The sequence below is a fragment of the Klebsiella sp. GG_Kp173 genome, assembly GCF_040062415.1.
Lineage (GTDB): Bacteria > Pseudomonadota > Gammaproteobacteria > Enterobacterales > Enterobacteriaceae > Klebsiella > Klebsiella quasipneumoniae.
In genome coordinates, this window is sequence record NZ_JBEAFZ010000087.1 from 215,410 (window position 1) to 231,229 (window position 15,820).

General features: G+C 57.7%; 14 protein-coding genes. 9 read left to right on the forward strand and 5 right to left on the reverse strand.

Translation table 11 applies throughout. From position 1 onward, the window contains the following. Positions 1-52: 52 nt before the first annotated feature. From ABLU50_RS22985 to ypdK, 3 genes are all read left to right on the forward strand, one after another. Positions 53-511, forward strand: coding sequence for a nucleoside deaminase (locus ABLU50_RS22985; protein ID WP_049116661.1), 459 nt, complete (start codon positions 53-55; stop codon positions 509-511). Further along, positions 508-1,704 (forward strand): CynX/NimT family MFS transporter, encoded by a 1,197-nt coding sequence (locus ABLU50_RS22990; protein ID WP_060656173.1) that lies wholly within the window; start codon positions 508-510, stop codon positions 1,702-1,704. The genes ABLU50_RS22985 and ABLU50_RS22990 overlap by 4 nt, the downstream gene beginning before the upstream one ends. Positions 1,705-2,041: 337 nt before the next feature. Continuing rightward, positions 2,042-2,113, forward strand: coding sequence for a membrane protein YpdK (gene ypdK, locus ABLU50_RS22995; protein WP_099119320.1), 72 nt, complete (start codon positions 2,042-2,044; stop codon positions 2,111-2,113). A gap of 69 nt (positions 2,114-2,182) precedes the next feature. On the opposite strand, the gene alaC is transcribed toward ypdK, so the two are convergent. Next, positions 2,183-3,394: an alanine transaminase gene (gene alaC / locus ABLU50_RS23000; protein WP_087832053.1), complete on the reverse strand. Its 1,212-nt coding sequence runs from the start codon at positions 3,392-3,394 to the stop codon at positions 2,183-2,185. Between the two features lie 382 nt (positions 3,395-3,776). Between alaC and ABLU50_RS23005 the strand changes: the two genes are divergently transcribed. Next, positions 3,777-5,474 (forward strand): sensor histidine kinase, encoded by a 1,698-nt coding sequence (locus tag ABLU50_RS23005; protein ID WP_023318840.1) that lies wholly within the window; start codon positions 3,777-3,779, stop codon positions 5,472-5,474. 11 nt (positions 5,475-5,485) lie between these two features. Beyond that, complete coding sequence (locus ABLU50_RS23010; protein WP_004202028.1) at positions 5,486-6,223, forward strand: LytTR family DNA-binding domain-containing protein; 738 nt, start codon at positions 5,486-5,488, stop codon at positions 6,221-6,223. Between the two features lie 54 nt (positions 6,224-6,277). On the opposite strand, the gene glk is transcribed toward ABLU50_RS23010, so the two are convergent. After that, positions 6,278-7,243, reverse strand: a complete 966-nt coding sequence (glk, locus tag ABLU50_RS23015; RefSeq protein ID WP_004202027.1) for a glucokinase — start codon at positions 7,241-7,243, stop codon at positions 6,278-6,280. A 263-nt stretch (positions 7,244-7,506) separates the two neighbouring features. Here glk and ABLU50_RS23020 point away from each other — a divergent pair, with 263 nt between their 5' ends. Beyond that, positions 7,507-8,742 (forward strand): ion channel protein, encoded by a 1,236-nt coding sequence (locus tag ABLU50_RS23020; RefSeq protein ID WP_043520431.1) that lies wholly within the window; start codon positions 7,507-7,509, stop codon positions 8,740-8,742. On the opposite strand, the gene ABLU50_RS23025 is transcribed toward ABLU50_RS23020, so the two are convergent. Further along, the gene (locus tag ABLU50_RS23025) at positions 8,739-10,400 is read right to left on the reverse strand and encodes a thiamine pyrophosphate-binding protein (RefSeq protein WP_004202025.1); all 1,662 of its coding nucleotides are present in this window, start codon (positions 10,398-10,400) and stop codon (positions 8,739-8,741) included. The genes ABLU50_RS23020 and ABLU50_RS23025 overlap by 4 nt on opposite strands. A gap of 180 nt (positions 10,401-10,580) precedes the next feature. On the opposite strand from ABLU50_RS23025, the gene mgrA reads away from it, so the two are divergent. Then, positions 10,581-11,573 (forward strand): L-glyceraldehyde 3-phosphate reductase, encoded by a 993-nt coding sequence (gene mgrA, locus ABLU50_RS23030; RefSeq protein WP_049093298.1) that lies wholly within the window; start codon positions 10,581-10,583, stop codon positions 11,571-11,573. 130 nt (positions 11,574-11,703) lie between these two features. Beyond that, on the forward strand, positions 11,704-12,063 hold the full coding sequence (locus ABLU50_RS23035) for a DUF2502 domain-containing protein (protein WP_023318845.1): 360 nt from the start codon (positions 11,704-11,706) through the stop codon (positions 12,061-12,063). A 57-nt stretch (positions 12,064-12,120) separates the two neighbouring features. Here ABLU50_RS23035 and ABLU50_RS23040 read toward each other — a convergent pair whose 3' ends face one another. Then, on the reverse strand, positions 12,121-13,362 hold the full coding sequence (locus ABLU50_RS23040; RefSeq protein ID WP_004202021.1) for an Nramp family divalent metal transporter: 1,242 nt from the start codon (positions 13,360-13,362) through the stop codon (positions 12,121-12,123). Positions 13,363-13,707: 345 nt separating this feature from the next. On the opposite strand from ABLU50_RS23040, the gene nupC reads away from it, so the two are divergent. Then, complete coding sequence (nupC, locus tag ABLU50_RS23045) at positions 13,708-14,910, forward strand: nucleoside permease NupC (RefSeq protein ID WP_012540950.1); 1,203 nt, start codon at positions 13,708-13,710, stop codon at positions 14,908-14,910. A 48-nt stretch (positions 14,911-14,958) separates the two neighbouring features. Here the strand turns inward: nupC and ABLU50_RS23050 are convergent. After that, positions 14,959-15,820: EAL domain-containing protein (locus ABLU50_RS23050; RefSeq protein WP_348864943.1), on the reverse strand; the 862-nt coding region annotated here is incomplete at its 5' end.

Consider the following 15,820-nt stretch of genomic DNA (forward strand, 5'->3'; position numbering starts at 1 on the left):
GCCCGACCCGTTGCCTTTTTTCCCCTGAACATCATCTTATGCAGGAGTGACTATGTCCGCTCACGATCGCTATCTCCAGCGCGCCCTAACGCTGGCAAACCACAACATCAGCCACGGCGGTCGTCCCTTTGGCGCCGTGCTGGTGCGCCATGACGAGGTTATCGCCGAAGCCGTCAATACCTTTCATCTAAGCGGCGACCCAACGGCGCATGCCGAACTGAATGCCGTCCGCGATATTGCCGCCAGGCTGGGGAGCGAGGTTCTGCGCGAGTGCGTTATCTACGCCAGCGGACAACCTTGCCCGATGTGTCTTAGCGCCCTCTATTTAACCGGCGTGCGGGAAGTGTTTTTCGCCAACAGCAATCAGGACGGAGAGCCTTTCCAGCTATCTACCGCCGCGATTTATCAGCAGTTGCAGCAGCCGCTGGCGCAGCAGACGTTGCCGATCCATCATCGCCCGCAGCCGGAGGGGCTGGCAGTTTATCAGCGGTGGGCGGAACAGCAGCCATGAAAGGCGTATTGCGACAGAATCTGACGCTGGGGATCCTGGTGCTGATCGGCATAAATATGCGACCGCTGCTCACCTCCATCGGCCCTTTGCTTCCGGAGATCCGCGCCGCCAGCGGGATGAGCTATACCCTGGCCGCGCTACTGACCGCCCTGCCGGTGATAGCGATGGGCGTGCTGGCGCTGGCCGCCGGTTCGGTCGATCGTTACGTCGGTCAAAACCGTAGCATTGCGCTAAGCCTGCTGATTATCGCGGCGGGCGCCCTGCTGCGGGAAATCGCTCCGAATAGCGGCCTACTGCTCACCAGCGCCCTGGCCGGAGGCGTTGGCATCGGCATAATCCAGGCTGCCATCCCGGCGGTAATTAAGCGCTTGTTCGCCCGCCGGACGCCGCTGGTGATGGGGCTATGGTCAGCGGCGCTAATGGGCGGTGGCGGGTTAGGCGCTGCGTTTACGCCATGGCTGGCGTCGCATAGCACAGCATGGCGGGATGCGCTGGCCTGGTGGGCGCTCCCCGCCCTCCTCGCCCTGTTCAGCTGGCTGGCGATTTGTCGGCACCTGCCCCGCGCCCCGCATCAGACCAGCGCCGCGCCCCGGGTGGCGATTATTGGCCAGCGCCGCGCCTGGACGCTGGGACTCTATTTCGGACTGATCAACGCCGGCTACGCCAGTCTAATCGCCTGGCTGCCGCCCTACTATATGCAGCTTGGCGACAGCGCCCAGTACAGCGGCTCGCTGCTGGCGCTGCTGACGGTTGGGCAAACCGCGGGCGCGCTGTTGCTGCCGGCGCTGGCTCGCCAGGATGACCGGCGCCAGCTTCTGCTGCTTGCTCTGGCGCTACAGCTGATTGGCTTCTGCGGCTTCATCTGGCTACCGCAGCACTTCCCAGCGCTTTGGGCCCTCGCCTGCGGCGTGGGTCTGGGCGGCGCGTTTCCCCTGTGCCTGGTGCTGGCCCTCGATCACGCCGGACAACCGACGGTGGCTGGCCGGCTGGTAGCCTTTATGCAAGGTATCGGATTTATCATCGCCGGCCTGTCGCCCTGGCTTTCCGGCCTGCTGCGTAGCCTGAGCGGGAACTACACCCTTGACTGGTCCTGGCATGCGCTTTGTGTCCTGTTACTCATGGCGCTCACGCTGCGCTTTATCCCAGCGCACTACCCGGCCGAGTGGCGACAGCGCGCCTCTGATCTGCATTAAACCGGCGGCGCGTGGCAACCTGAATACCGCGCGCCAAGCCTGACTAGCCCCGCTAATCTCACTAACGAGAAACCCGTTATGGTAGCGTCGCTGGCGCTAAATTTATTACCGGGCGAAATTAATGTGTCGCCGAATCACGACACTCGTAAGTAACTAAAAATTAATAAAAAAATGCCCCTTGTTTCCCTGATTTTTTAGGCGTACATTAGCGCCATCTGGAGCACTAAACGCACAGAATTGCGAGCTGCCGCAGGGTGAGATTTCACCGGCGACAGCCCTTGAAAAACAGAACAATTAATTCATTTGAACGTCGCATAAGCGCGTGGAGTGATGAGTCGTGAAATACTTCTTTATGGGTCTCTCTTTTATGGTCATCGTTTGGGCCGGTACTTTTGCCCTGATGATCTAGACTGCAGCGGTGTCAAAAAAACGGGAGCCGACAGGCTCCCGTTTTTGTTATAGCGTATTCGCCGAAGCGCTAGGCGGCGGGCAGTAAGCCATCCGCGCGGAACATCGCCTTGATGCCGCGGATCGCCTGACGCGTCCGGTCCCGGTTCTCGATCAGCGCGAAGCGGACATGGGTATCGCCATAATCGCCAAAGCCAATCCCCGGAGAGACGCAAACCTTCGCTTCGTTAAGCAGCTTTTTCGCAAACTCCAGCGAGCCCATGTCGGCATAAGGTTCCGGAATTTTCGCCCAGACGTACATGGACGCCTTCGGACACTCAACCATCCAGCCGGCCTCGTGGAGCCCTTTCACCAGCACATCGCGGCGGCGCTTATACTGTTCCGCGATATCCCGCACGCATTGCTGATCGCCCTCCAGGGCCGCTATCGCCGCCACCTGCAGCGGCGTAAACGTGCCGTAGTCATGGTAGCTTTTGATGCGGGCGAGCGCGTTCACCAGGGTCTTATTGCCGACCATAAAGCCAATTCGCCAGCCGGCCATGTTATAGCTTTTCGACAGGGTAAAGAACTCGACGGCGACATCGCGCGCACCAGGCACCTGCATAATGGAGGGCGCTTTCCAGCCGTCATACACGATATCGGCATAGGCCAGATCGTGGACGACCAGGATGTCATACTGCTTCGCCAGGGCGACAACCTTTTCAAAGAAATCCAGCTCGACGCACTGCGCGGTCGGATTCGAGGGAAAGCCAAGGATCATCATCTTCGGCTTCGGATAGCTTTCGCGGATGGCGCGTTCCAGTTCGTTAAAGAAATCCACCCCTTCCACCAGCGGCACCGAGCGCACCTGCGCCCCGGCAATCACCGCGCCGTAGATATGGATCGGATAGCTGGGGTTCGGCACCAGCACGGTGTCGCCATGATCCAGCGTCGCCAGCATCAGGTGCGCCAGCCCCTCTTTCGAACCAATGGTGACAATCGCTTCCGATTCCGGATCGATATCGACGTTATAGCGTTCTTCATACCAGCGCGAAATAGCGCGACGCAGGCGTGGGATCCCCCGCGAAGTTGAGTAACCATGGGTGTCAGGCCGCTGCGCGACGGTGCAGAGTTTTTCCACGATATGCGGCGGCGTCGCGCCATCGGGATTGCCCATACTGAAATCGATAATATCTTCGCCGCGCCGGCGCGCAGCCATTTTCAGTTCGGCAGTAATATTAAAAACGTACGGGGGGAGACGATCGATACGCGTAAAACGGCGTTCAGGACTGGATTCAGCCATAGGTTCCTCTGATTAACGTTAGCGCCCGGACCGTCCGAGCGACGCTGCCGCTGTTGCGGCTCGTTTAGAAAATAACCTGAAAAAAAACACGTTGTCGAGAGCCCTGACGAAAAATAATCACTGGCGTTAAAAACGGGTATCGTCTGCGCTAAATACGGCAGTACGCCGCGGGATGAATACCGTTTTGTATGCAAGTGGTAACATATTGATATCTTTTCTATCACCGGTATTTATCGTTTCCCCTGCTGTCTAGCGGTACATCGCCCCCCACAAATCAATCCCCTTTTAAAAGTGCGTCTTTTCCTCATTATTTTTCTGCGGCTGGTCTTCTGTCGTCAGGTTTTTTATCATGTTCTTTTCTGGCCACTGACGCGGCGCACCCATGCACGAAATCTTTACTATGATGCTGGCGGTCTATGATCGTGCGGCCCTGATGCTTATTTGCCTGTTTTTCCTTATTCGCCTGCGCCTGTTCCGCGAACTGCTGCATAAATCAGCGCATACGCCGAAAGAGCTGCTGGCTGTCACCGCCATCTTCTCGCTGTTCGCGCTCTTCAGTACCTGGTCCGGTGTGCCGGTGGAAGGATCGCTGGTAAACGTGCGCATCATCGCCGTGATGTCCGGCGGGATCCTGTTTGGCCCATGGGTGGGAGCCATTGTCGGGGTGATTGCCGGTGTGCACCGCTATCTGATTGATATTGACGGCGTGACCGCCGTACCCTGCTTTATCACCAGCATCATCGCCGGTCTGCTGTCGGGGTTGATTAACCGCAAGGTGGCCCGCGATCAACGCTGGAAAATCGGCATTCTGGCCGGCATGCTCTGCGAGACCCTGACCATGATCCTGGTGATAGTCTGGGCGCCCTCTCTGAGCCTCGGTCTGGATATCGTCTCGAAAATTGGTATCCCGATGATCCTTGGCAGCGTCTGCATCGGCTTTATCGTACTGCTGGTGCAGAGCGTGGAAGGGGAAAAGGAGGCCAGCGCTGCGCGGCAGGCGAAACTGGCGCTAGACATTGCCAACAAAACCCTGCCGCTGTTCCGGCAGGTCAACAGCGATTCTCTGCGCCAGGTTTGCGACATCATCCGCCGCGACATTACCGCCGACGCGGTGGCAATCACCAATACGGAACACGTGCTGGCCTACGTGGGCGTCGGTGAAGCCAACTATCAACACCATGACGATGTCATCAGCCCCACCACCCGACAGGCCATTCGTTATGGAAAGATCATTATAAAAAACAATGACGAAGCCCACCGCACGCCGGAGATCCACTCCTTAATGGTCATCCCGCTGTGGGAAAAAGGGGTGGTCACCGGCACGCTAAAAATCTATTACTGCCACGCCCATCGCATCACCTCGACGCTGCAGGAGATGGCGATAGGCCTGTCACAAATCATCTCCACCCAGCTGGAGGTTTCCCGCGCCGAACAGCTGCGGGAGATGGCCAACAAAGCGGAGCTGCGCGCTCTGCAAAGTAAGATTAACCCGCACTTTTTATTCAATGCCCTGAACGCGATCTCCTCCTCGATTCGCCTTAATCCGGACACCGCGCGCCAGCTCATTTTTAATCTGTCGCGCTATCTGCGCTATAACATCGAATTAAAAGACGATGAGCAGATCGATATCAAACGAGAGCTGTATCAGATCAAAGATTACATCGCCATTGAACAGGCGCGATTCGGCGACAAACTGACGGTCATCTATGATATTGACGACGACGTCAGTTGCGTAATCCCGAGCCTGCTTATCCAGCCCCTGGTGGAAAATGCCATTGTGCACGGCATTCAGCCGTGTAAAGGGAAAGGGGTGGTGACGATCGGCATCAATGAGTGCGGCAATCGGGTTCGCATCAGCGTTCGCGACACCGGCAACGGCATCGATCCCGCCGTGGTCGCCCGCGTGGAAGCCGATGAAATGCCAGGTAACAAAATCGGCCTGCTCAACGTTCATCATCGGGTGAAACTGCTCTACGGCGAGGGGCTGCATATCCGCACCCTGACGCCAGGAACGGAAATCGCCTTTTATGTCCCCAATCACTCTACGCCGCAGGCGCTGACGGAGTCTCTGTTGTCATGAGCGGAGAAAAGATGAAAGTTATCATTGTGGAGGATGAGTTTCTGGCCCAACAGGAGCTCTCCTGGCTTATCAACACCCACAGCCAGATGGAGATCGTCGGCAGCTTTGACGACGGTCTGGACGTGCTGAAATTTCTCCAGCACAACAAGGTCGACGCCATCTTTCTCGATATCAATATTCCGTCGCTGGATGGCGTTCTGCTGGCGCAGAACATCAGCCAGTTCGCCCATAAGCCTTTTATCGTTTTTATCACCGCGTGGAAAGAACACGCCGTGGAAGCCTTTGAGCTGGAGGCGTTTGACTACATTCTGAAGCCCTACCAGGAGTCGCGCATCATCAATATGCTGCAGAAGCTGACCGCCGCCTGGCAGCAGCAAAATAACGCCGCCTCCGGGCTAGCCAGCGCGGCGCCTCGGGAAAACGACACCATCAATCTGATAAAAGATGAGCGGATCATCGTCACCAGTATCCATGATATCTATTATGCAGAGGCGCACGAGAAGATGACCTTCGTCTACACTCGCCGGGAGTCTTTCGTCATGCCGATGAACATTACCGAATTCTGCAGCAAACTGCCCACCGCACATTTCTTTCGCTGTCACCGCTCGTACTGTGTGAATCTCAGCAAAATTCGTGAAATTGAGCCATGGTTTAACAATACCTACGTGCTACGCCTGCGCGACCTGGAGTTTCAGGTTCCGGTCAGTCGCAGTAAAGTGAAAGAGTTTCGCCAGCTGATGAATCTGTAGACGACGGGGAGCCCCGCCTTGCCGGGCTACGGCGGTAGCCCGGGAGGAATGCGCTTACAGCACCTGACCCAGCGTCTGACGCAGATGCGCGCCGGAGCCCAGCAGGCCTGGGTTGTCATGCACGATCAGGTAAACCGGGATATCCTGGACATAGGCTTTAAATCGGCCTTTGTCCTCAAAACCGCCGCGGAAGCCGGAGGCTTTAAAGAACTCCAGGAAGCGCGGCACGATGCCGCCGGCGATATACACGCCGCCAAACGTCCCCAGGGTCAGCGCCAGGTTTCCACCGAAGCGCCCCATAATGACGCAGAACAGCGACAGCGCCCGGCGACAGTCGGTGCAGCTATCCGCCAGCGCCCGCTCGGTGACCTCACGCGGCTGCAGGTTCTCCGGCAGTCGACCATCCGATTTGACTATCGCGCGATAGAGGTTGACCAGACCAGGCCCCGAGAGCACGCGTTCTGCGGAGACGTGCCCCAGTTCAGCGCGCAGCTCTTCCAGAATAATGCCCTCTTCTTCACTGTTCGGCGCAAAATCGACATGGCCGCCTTCGCCAGGCAGGCTGACCCAACGCTTATCAACGTGCACCAGATGGGCTACGCCCAGCCCGGTTCCGGCGCCATAAACGGCGATCGGTTTGCCGGCTACCGGCGCGCTGCCGCCGAACTGAATCAGGTGCTCAGCTTTCAGCATCGGGATGGCCATTGAAACGGCGGTGAAATCGTTAATAATCTCCAGGTGCGCAAAGCCAAGGTTGCGCTTCATCTCGGCGATGGAGAAGGCCCAGGTATGGTTGGTCATCGCCACCCAGTCGCCGGTGATCGGGCAAGCGATGGCGATACAGCCTTCGCTGACCGTCACCTGATGCTCCTCGAGATAGACGCGCACCACAGCCTCCAGACTGGGGTAATCGAGCCCGGAATAGGTCTTTGCACGAGAGATCTCTCCGCTCGCCAGATCACACAGCGCCAGGCGGGCGTTGGTCCCCCCGACATCTCCTACTAAAGCAAATTTTGTCATTCCGTTACGGCTCCGCTAAAGTCAAAATAAATCTTTTGGCACACTGTAAATTCATGGCGGCTTAACAACAACGTCCAACTCGCGGACGCCCCTTGTTTAGCGACACAGGTCACATTTAGTTTGTAATCAATGCAAAGTAGCCTATTAACGAGGCCACGGGTATCAGACGCCGCCTTAACTTTATCGTTTCAGCACCATTTGCATCGACGGTCCCCGTCGACAAAGGCAAAGTAGTGCTCCTGAACTTTAACAAGGACATTTTCATGCTCCATCCTCGCGCCAGAACAATGCTGATCCTGTCGGTGCCAGCTATCCTGATTGGCATCGCCTCCAGTTTGATCCTGATCGGCGCGATGAAAGTTGCCGCGTTGCTGCAGCGCATCCTGTGGAGCAATCTGCCTGTGCAGTTTGGGGTGAGCGCCGACAACCCGCTGTGGATCATCGCCATTCTCACGGCGACGGGGATCGCGGTGGGCCTGGTCGTCCGTTACAGCCCGGGGCACGCCGGGCCGGACCCGGCGACCGAGTCGTTAATCGGCGCGCCTATTGCCACCGGCGCGCTGCCCGGGCTGCTGGCGGCGCTGATCCTTGGCCTCGCCGGCGGCGTCAGCCTGGGCCCGGAGCATCCAATTATGGTGGTGAATATTGCGCTGGCCGTCGCCGTCGGCTCCCGACTGTTCCCCCGGGTCAGCTCTCTGGACTGGACCATTCTCGCGGCCTCAGGCACCATCGGCGCCCTCTTCGGCACCCCGGTGGCCGCCGCGCTGATTTTTTCGCAAACCCTGAACAGCAGCAACGAGTCGCCGCTGTGGGATCGTCTGTTTGCCCCGATGCTTGCCGCCGCCGCGGGCGCGCTGACGACCGGGCTGTTTTTCCACCCCCACTTCACGCTGCCGATCGCGCACTATAGCCAGATGCACTTCGTCGATATCGTCAGCGGCATGATCGTCGCCCTGATCGCTATCGCTGTCGGTATGGTCGCCGTCTGGTGTCTGCCGCGCCTGCACACGCTGATGCATCGCCTGAAAAACCCAATCCTGACGCTGGGCCTCGGCGGCTTGCTGTTAGGGATCCTTGGGACCATTGGCGGACATTTAACGTTGTTTAAGGGGCTGGATGAGATGCAGCAGTTGGCCTTCAGCCAGACGCTGACCGCCTCGGATTATCTGCTCATTGCGCTGGTCAAACTGGCTGCGCTGGTTCTCGCCTCGGCCTGCGGCTTTCGCGGCGGGCGGATTTTCCCCGCGGTCTTCGTCGGCGTGGCGCTGGGGCTGATGCTGCATGCCCACGTGGACGCCGTGCCGGCGGCAATTACCGTCTCCTGCGCGATCCTCGGCATGGTGCTGGTCGTCACCCGCGACGGCTGGCTGAGCCTGTTTATGGCCGCTGTGGTGGTTCCGGACACCACGCTGCTGCCGCTGCTGTGCATTGTGATGCTCCCGGCCTGGCTGCTGCTGGCCGGGAGGCCCTTAATGATTGCCAGACACCATACCGACTAAACGCGGCTGTTTCGTTCCTCCAGCGCCTGCGTCACCGCGCGCAGGAAATCGGGGATATCCATTTTCGGCAGCATCACTTCCACCAGGGTGAGAGTATCGGAGGTGATACTCTCCGCCATCGCCTCCCGTAGCTCAGCAGTGTGCGTAACCCGCCAGCAGCGCGAGGCAACGTCCGGGGCGAAGGCTTCCGGCAGGCGCCGCCAGTCCCACAGGGCAATATCATTGTAGCGCTGCTCCGGACCGTGAATCGCCCGTTCTACGGTATACCCTTCGTTATTCAGCAGCAGAATAAGCGGCTTTTGTTTATCGCGCAGCATAGAGCCCATTTCCTGAATCGTCAGCTGGGCGGCGCCATCGCCGACGATCAGCACCACTCGCCGCTCTGCCGCCGCGGTTTGCGCGCCATAGGCGGCCGGGAGGGTAAAACCAATCGATCCCCACAGCGGCTGGACGATCAGCGATGCCTCAGAGGGGAGCTTAAGCGCCGCGATGCCAAATGCCGCCGTCCCCTGATCGGCGAGGATAATATCGCCGGGGCGCAGCGCATCCTGCACTGTCGACCAGAAATTCTTCTGGGTTAACTCGCCTTCGCCCTCCTCTTCCACTTCCGGCGCCACGACCTGAGGCGCCGCCCACTCCGCCGCCAGCGGTGCGGAAAGGGACATCAGCGCAGCCAGGGCTTGATCCATCGGCACGCCGCTGAACCAGTGATCGCCCACCCTGACCGCGAAAGGCTGGATCTCTATCGTCTTCTCCCGCGCCAGATGCTGGGTGAATCCTGCGGTGATAGTGTCGGTGAAGCGCGTCCCAATGCAGATGATGGTGTCGGCGTTTTCGATAGCCTCCCGGGTCTGCGGCGCGCTGGCGATGCCGCTGTAGGTGCCGACAAAACCTCTCTGCTGCTCATCGAACAGCCCCTTGCCCATGAGCATGGTGGCGTGGGCGACGGGGGTTTTCGCTACCCACTCCCGGAGCGTGTTCTGCAGGCCATAGCGTTGCGCGAGGAAGTCCGCCAGCAGGGAAATGCGTCGACTGCCCCGCAGCAGGCGGCTGGCATGTTCGCAGAATCCGGCGAGCTGGTTTTGATCCGCCGGAGCGGCCTCCACCAGCAAGCGCTGCGCTGGGGCAATCGCTGCCGCTCTGGCGACATCGGCCGGCAACATCAGATAGCCAGGTCGATGATGCGTCAGCATATCGCGCAGAACACGGTCGATCTCATGGCAGGCGTTGCCAGCGGTCAGCAGCGCCTGGCTACAGGTGATCTGCTCGCTCATTCGCGCAAAATGGCGGAAATCGCCGTCACCCAGGGTGTGATGCAGCAGTTCGCCGCGCTGCTGAGCGCCAGTGGAGGGCGCACCGACGATATGTAATACCGGAATATGCTCCGCATAGCTTCCCGCCACGCCGTTCAGGGCGCTTAGTTCGCCGACGCCGTAGGTTGTTAGTAACGCGCCGGCCCCCTTAATGCGTGCATAACCGTCAGCAGCATAGGCCGCATTCAGCTCGTTGGCGCAGCCGACCCACCCCAAGGCGCTGTGCGCGATGACGCGATCGAGAAACTGTAAGTTGTAATCTCCTGGTACGCCGAACAAGCGGTCAATACCGCAGTCAACAAGGCGATCCAGCAGATAATCCCCAATAGTGTAGGTCGGTTGCATGTCCATTATCCTCATTTTGGTGCAGGTGTAATTTGAGTATTGAATAAGCGATCCGCCTGTCCAGAAGGGGGACGATAAAGCCGGTGTAAAGCAATAGTTACGCCTAAAAAGCGGTGTACTCCACGCAAAACATTGATTAGTGTAAACGTATACACACCTTGTTTTATCTGCGGAGGAAGAATGGTTTACCAGGCAAGCACCACGCGATATCAAACGATGGCCTATCGTCGCTGCGGGAGCAGCGGCCTTCAGCTCCCGGCTATTTCTCTCGGTCTGTGGCATAACTTTGGCGATGAAACGCGGGTGGAAACCAGCCGGCAGATGCTCCTGCACGCGTTTGATCTCGGCATTACCCATTTCGACCTGGCCAATAATTATGGGCCGCCGCCGGGCTCGGCGGAGAGCAATTTTGGCCGCATCCTTAAAGAGGCCCTCCTGCCCTATCGCGATGAGTTGATCATCTCCACCAAAGCGGGTTACACCATGTGGGACGGCCCTTACGGCGACTGGGGTTCACGCAAATACCTGGTGGCCAGTCTGAACCAGAGCCTGCGGCGCATGGGGCTGGAGTATGTCGATATTTTTTATCATCACCGCCCGGACCCGGAGACACCGCTGACGGAAACGATGCGCGCGCTCGATCATCTTGTCCGCCAGGGTAAAGCGTTGTACGTCGGCCTCTCTAACTATCCGCTCGCCCAGGCGCGAGAAGCGGTGAAAATCCTTAACGACCTCGGCACCCCCTGCGTCATTCACCAGCCTCGCTACTCCATGTTTGAACGCGGTGTGGAAGAGGGATTACTGGATTTTTTGCAGACCGAAGGGGTGGGAAGTATAGCGTTTTCACCGCTGGCCGGCGGCCAGCTAACCGACCGCTATCTTAACGGCATTCCGGCAGACTCACGCGCCGCCAGCAGCAGTCGTTTTCTGCAGCCGGAGCAACTGACCCGCGCCAAATTAGAAAAAATTCGTCAGCTGAATACGCTGGCGGAAGCCCGCGGGCAGAAGCTGTCGCAGATGGCGCTGGCCTGGGTGCTGCGCGAGGAGAAAGTCACCTCCGTGCTGATCGGCGCCAGCAAAACCGCCCAGCTGGATGATGCGGTTGGGATGCTGAAAAACCGTCATTTCAGCGCCGAGGAGTGCGCGGCGATTGATGCCATCCTGGCGCTGTAAAGCAAATGTTACTTTAGCAAAAAGTGCTCTTTTCTGCGCTTTCGGAGTTCGTCCGATGCGACGGGTCTTTACCGGCCCGTAATATCAGGTTAACAGGCCGCTTACGGCCCCGATCGTGAAGGAGAAGAGTATGTTCAGGTCACTGATTCTGGCAGCAGTACTGCTGGCCGCAGCGCCACTAGTCGCTAACGCTGGTGAAATCACCCTGCTGCCATCAGTAAAATTACAAATAGGCGATCGTGACAATTACGGTAACTACTGGGACGGTGGCGGCTGGCGCGACCGTGATTACTGGCGTCGTCACTATGAATGGCGTGATAACCGTTGGCATCGTCATGACAACGGCTGGCACAAAGGCTGGTACAAAGGCAGAGATAAAGCCTGGGAGCGCGGCTATCGCGCGGGCTGGAGCGACCGCGACGACCATCGCGGCGGCTGGGGACGTGGTCCCGGCGGACGCGGTCACGGTCATGGACATGGCCATCACTAACAGACGAAAAGGGGAGCCCATCGGCTCCCCTTTGCTTTATTCCGCTGCAGGAAGTCATCAATCCACCCCGAGCAGCGATCCCACAATTAACCAGCCGTTCAGGCTCACCACAATGGCGACTATCGCCCAGCCGATGCCTCTCACCCAACGGGTATTCACCAGGTCTCCCATTAGCTTTGCATTGCTGGTAAATATCAGCAGCGGCACCAGGGCAAGCGCAATACCAAAGCTGAGCAACACCTGACTCATCACCAGAATACGCGTTGGATCCAGTCCCAGCAGAATGACGACAAACGACGGCAGCATGGTGACCGCCCGGCGAAACCACAGCGGAATATGAAAGCGGATGAAGCCCTGCATGACCACCTGACCTGCGAGAGTTCCCACCACCGTCGAGGATAAACCTGCAGCGACCAGGCTGAGGCCAAAGATGGTCGCCGCCGCGTGGCTCAGGAGTGGCTCCAGCGTTCTGTAAGCCTGATCGAGATCGGCGACGCCGGTATGGCCGTTGAAGTGGAATGCCGCCGCGGCGGTCGCCATCATCGCCAGGTTAACGAACCCGGCAATGGTCATGGCGATCGCCACATCCCAGCGGGTCGCGTTATAGCGTTCTTTTCGCGTCCCGCCGTGCAGATGCTGGGTAAGCGAGGAGTGTAAGTAGATCACGTGCGGCATAATAGTGGCCCCCAGCACCCCGGCGGCTAAGAATACCGCCTCGCCGTTGGGCAGCGTAGGGATCGCCAGCCCTTTGGTCAGGGGAGCCAGCGCGGGCTGGGAAAAGATCAATTCAACGACATAGGCGACGGCAACAAACAGCAGCAAGCCACCAATCACCTTCTCCAGCGGTTTTTGCCCGCGCCGCTGCAGCATCAGGATCAGGAAGGTCGCCACCCCGGTCAGCACCGCCCCTTGCAGAAGCGATACGCCCAGCACCAGCTTAAAGCCAATCGCAGCGCCGATAAATTCGGCCAGATCGGTGGCCATGGCGATGATTTCCGCCTGTACCCAGTAAAACCACACGACCGGGCGCGGGTAATGGTCGCGGATCTGCTCGGCCAGGTTTTTACCGGTGGCAATGCCCAGTTTGGCAGAGAGCACCTGGATCAGCATCGCCATCAGGTTGGCCCATACTACGACCCACAGCAGCTGATAGCCAAAGCTGGCGCCAGCCTGAATATTCGTGGCGAAATTACCCGGATCGATATAGCCAATGGCAGCGACGAAAGCGGGCCCCATTAAGGCGAGCTTCACCTTGCGCGCGGCGCGACTACTGCTATTCTCAACGCGACTGCTAGTCATCTTCTGCCTCTGGAAATATAGCCTTTGCTATGTTTCATGCTATCAAAATGCGAATGATTATCAAGTTCATTTAGAATGGAGATAATAATTGCTGTGATAGGAGGGAACAATTGCTGGCCGGATATGGAAAAGGGCGTCAGAAAACCCGATCGCGCCAAATATTAAGAGTAGTACAAGAATGCAACTTTTAAAACCTTTACGTAACATAACAAAAGTGGATGTTTGATCACTATTTTTGCCATTGGTCACAGTTCCTTGCAATAGTGTGCAATTGATCTCGTTTTCTTTAAAGCCGTTGCATAGAATGTGCACGGAAATTTAACCTGCCTCATATTTGGAGCAACTATGGACCGCGTCTTGCATTTTGTCCTCGCGATCGTTGTGGTGGCTATACTGGCCCTGTTGGTCAGTCATGACCGTAAAAAGATCCGTATTCGTTATGTTGTTCAACTGCTTGTCATTGAAGTCCTGCTGGCCTGGTTCTTCCTGAACTCCGATATTGGTCTGGGTTTTGTGAAAGGCTTCTCCGAGATGTTTGAAAAACTTCTCGGCTTTGCCAACGAAGGGACAAACTTCGTGTTCGGCAGTATGAACGACAAAGGTCTGGCCTTCTTCTTCCTTAAGGTTCTGTGCCCTATCGTCTTCATTTCCGCTTTGATCGGTATTTTGCAGCATATTCGCATCCTGCCGATTGTTATCCGCGCCATCGGTACCGTGCTGTCGAAAATCAACGGCATGGGCAAACTGGAGTCCTTCAACGCCGTCAGCTCGCTGATCCTCGGCCAGTCGGAAAACTTTATTGCCTATAAAGATATTCTCGGCAAAATGTCGCGCAACCGTATGTACACCATGGCAGCGACCGCGATGTCCACCGTATCGATGTCCATCGTCGGCGCGTATATGACCATGCTGCAGCCGAAGTACGTCGTCGCGGCGCTGGTGCTCAACATGTTCAGCACCTTTATCGTGCTGTCGTTGATTAACCCGTACCGCGTGGAAGAGAGTGAAGAAAATCTGCAGATGTCGAATCTGCACGAAGGTCAAAGCTTCTTCGAGATGCTGGGCGAATACATTCTGGCGGGCTTTAAAGTCGCGATTATCGTGGCGGCGATGCTGATCGGCTTCATCGCGCTGATCTCCGCGCTGAACGCCCTGTTCGCCACCGTGACCGGCTGGTTCGGCTACAGCATCTCCTTCCAGGGGATCCTTGGCTACATCTTCTACCCGGTCGCCTGGGTGATGGGTGTACCGGCAAGCGAAGCGCTGCAGGTGGGTAGTATTATGGCCACCAAGCTGGTCTCCAATGAATTCGTCGCCATGATGGATCTGCAGAAAATCGCCTCGACGCTCTCCCCGCGTGCGGAAGGCATTATCTCTATCTTCCTGGTCTCCTTCGCCAACTTCTCGTCTATCGGCATCATCGCCGGGGCGATTAAGGGTCTGAACGAAGAACAGGGCAACGTGGTTTCACGCTTCGGTCTGAAGCTGGTTTACGGCTCCACGCTGGTCAGCGTACTGTCTGCTTCAATTGCGGCTCTGGTTCTGTAACAGGCGCCAGTCCTCTGAGCCGGGCAATGCCCGGCTTTTTTTTACCCGTCATTCGCCCAGCGGCCGGGGCTTGCCCACCAGGTAGCCCTGCAGATAATTCACCCCCAGCTCCAGCAAGCGCGCTTTTTGCGGTTCGCTTTCGACATATTCCGCCACCACGCTCATCTGTTTCGCCCGCGCCATCTCGACAATCGATTTCACCATAATGGCGTCCAGCGGGTCAGTGAGGATGTCGCGAACGAAGCAGCCGTCAATCTTGATGATATCGGCCTGCAGATGCTTCAGCCGTTCATAGTTCGCATACCCGGTGCCAAAGTCATCAATGGCGATGGCGCAGCCAAACGCGCGCAGCGCTTCAAGATTTTGCTGGCTGATGTCGGCATTGGAGAAGGCCTGCTCTTCAGTGACTTCAATAGTGATAAGGCCTGGTGAGACCGCATAGCGTTGAAACAGCGCGATAATCTGCGCGGCGCTGTCCTTTTGCATTAGAGTTGCAGGCAGCAGATTGACCGAGAATCGCTGGCCAGGGTGCTGATGAAGCACGCTGAACAAGGTCTCAAGCACCAGCATGTCGAAACGTTGGCTGAGGTTAAACTGCACAATCAACGGGATAAACTGATCGGGCATAATGACGCTATCGCCACAGCGCATGCGGGTGAGGATCTCATGATATCCCTCCCCTTCCCTGTTCTGAATCGGCTGCGCATAGAGCATCAGCGCCCGCTCTTTGAGCACCTGCTTGACGCGCATGAGGAGGCGCACCTGCTCGGTGGTTTGATCCACCACCAGCTCCTGCTCCTCATCCAGGGCCAGCACCCGACGTTCGCTGCCCGCCTGTTCGGAAAGCCAGCTTAGCTGACCCAGCATCTGGTGAAGCCCTTCGCGCTGACCGTCGTGGGCGGGCCCCGCC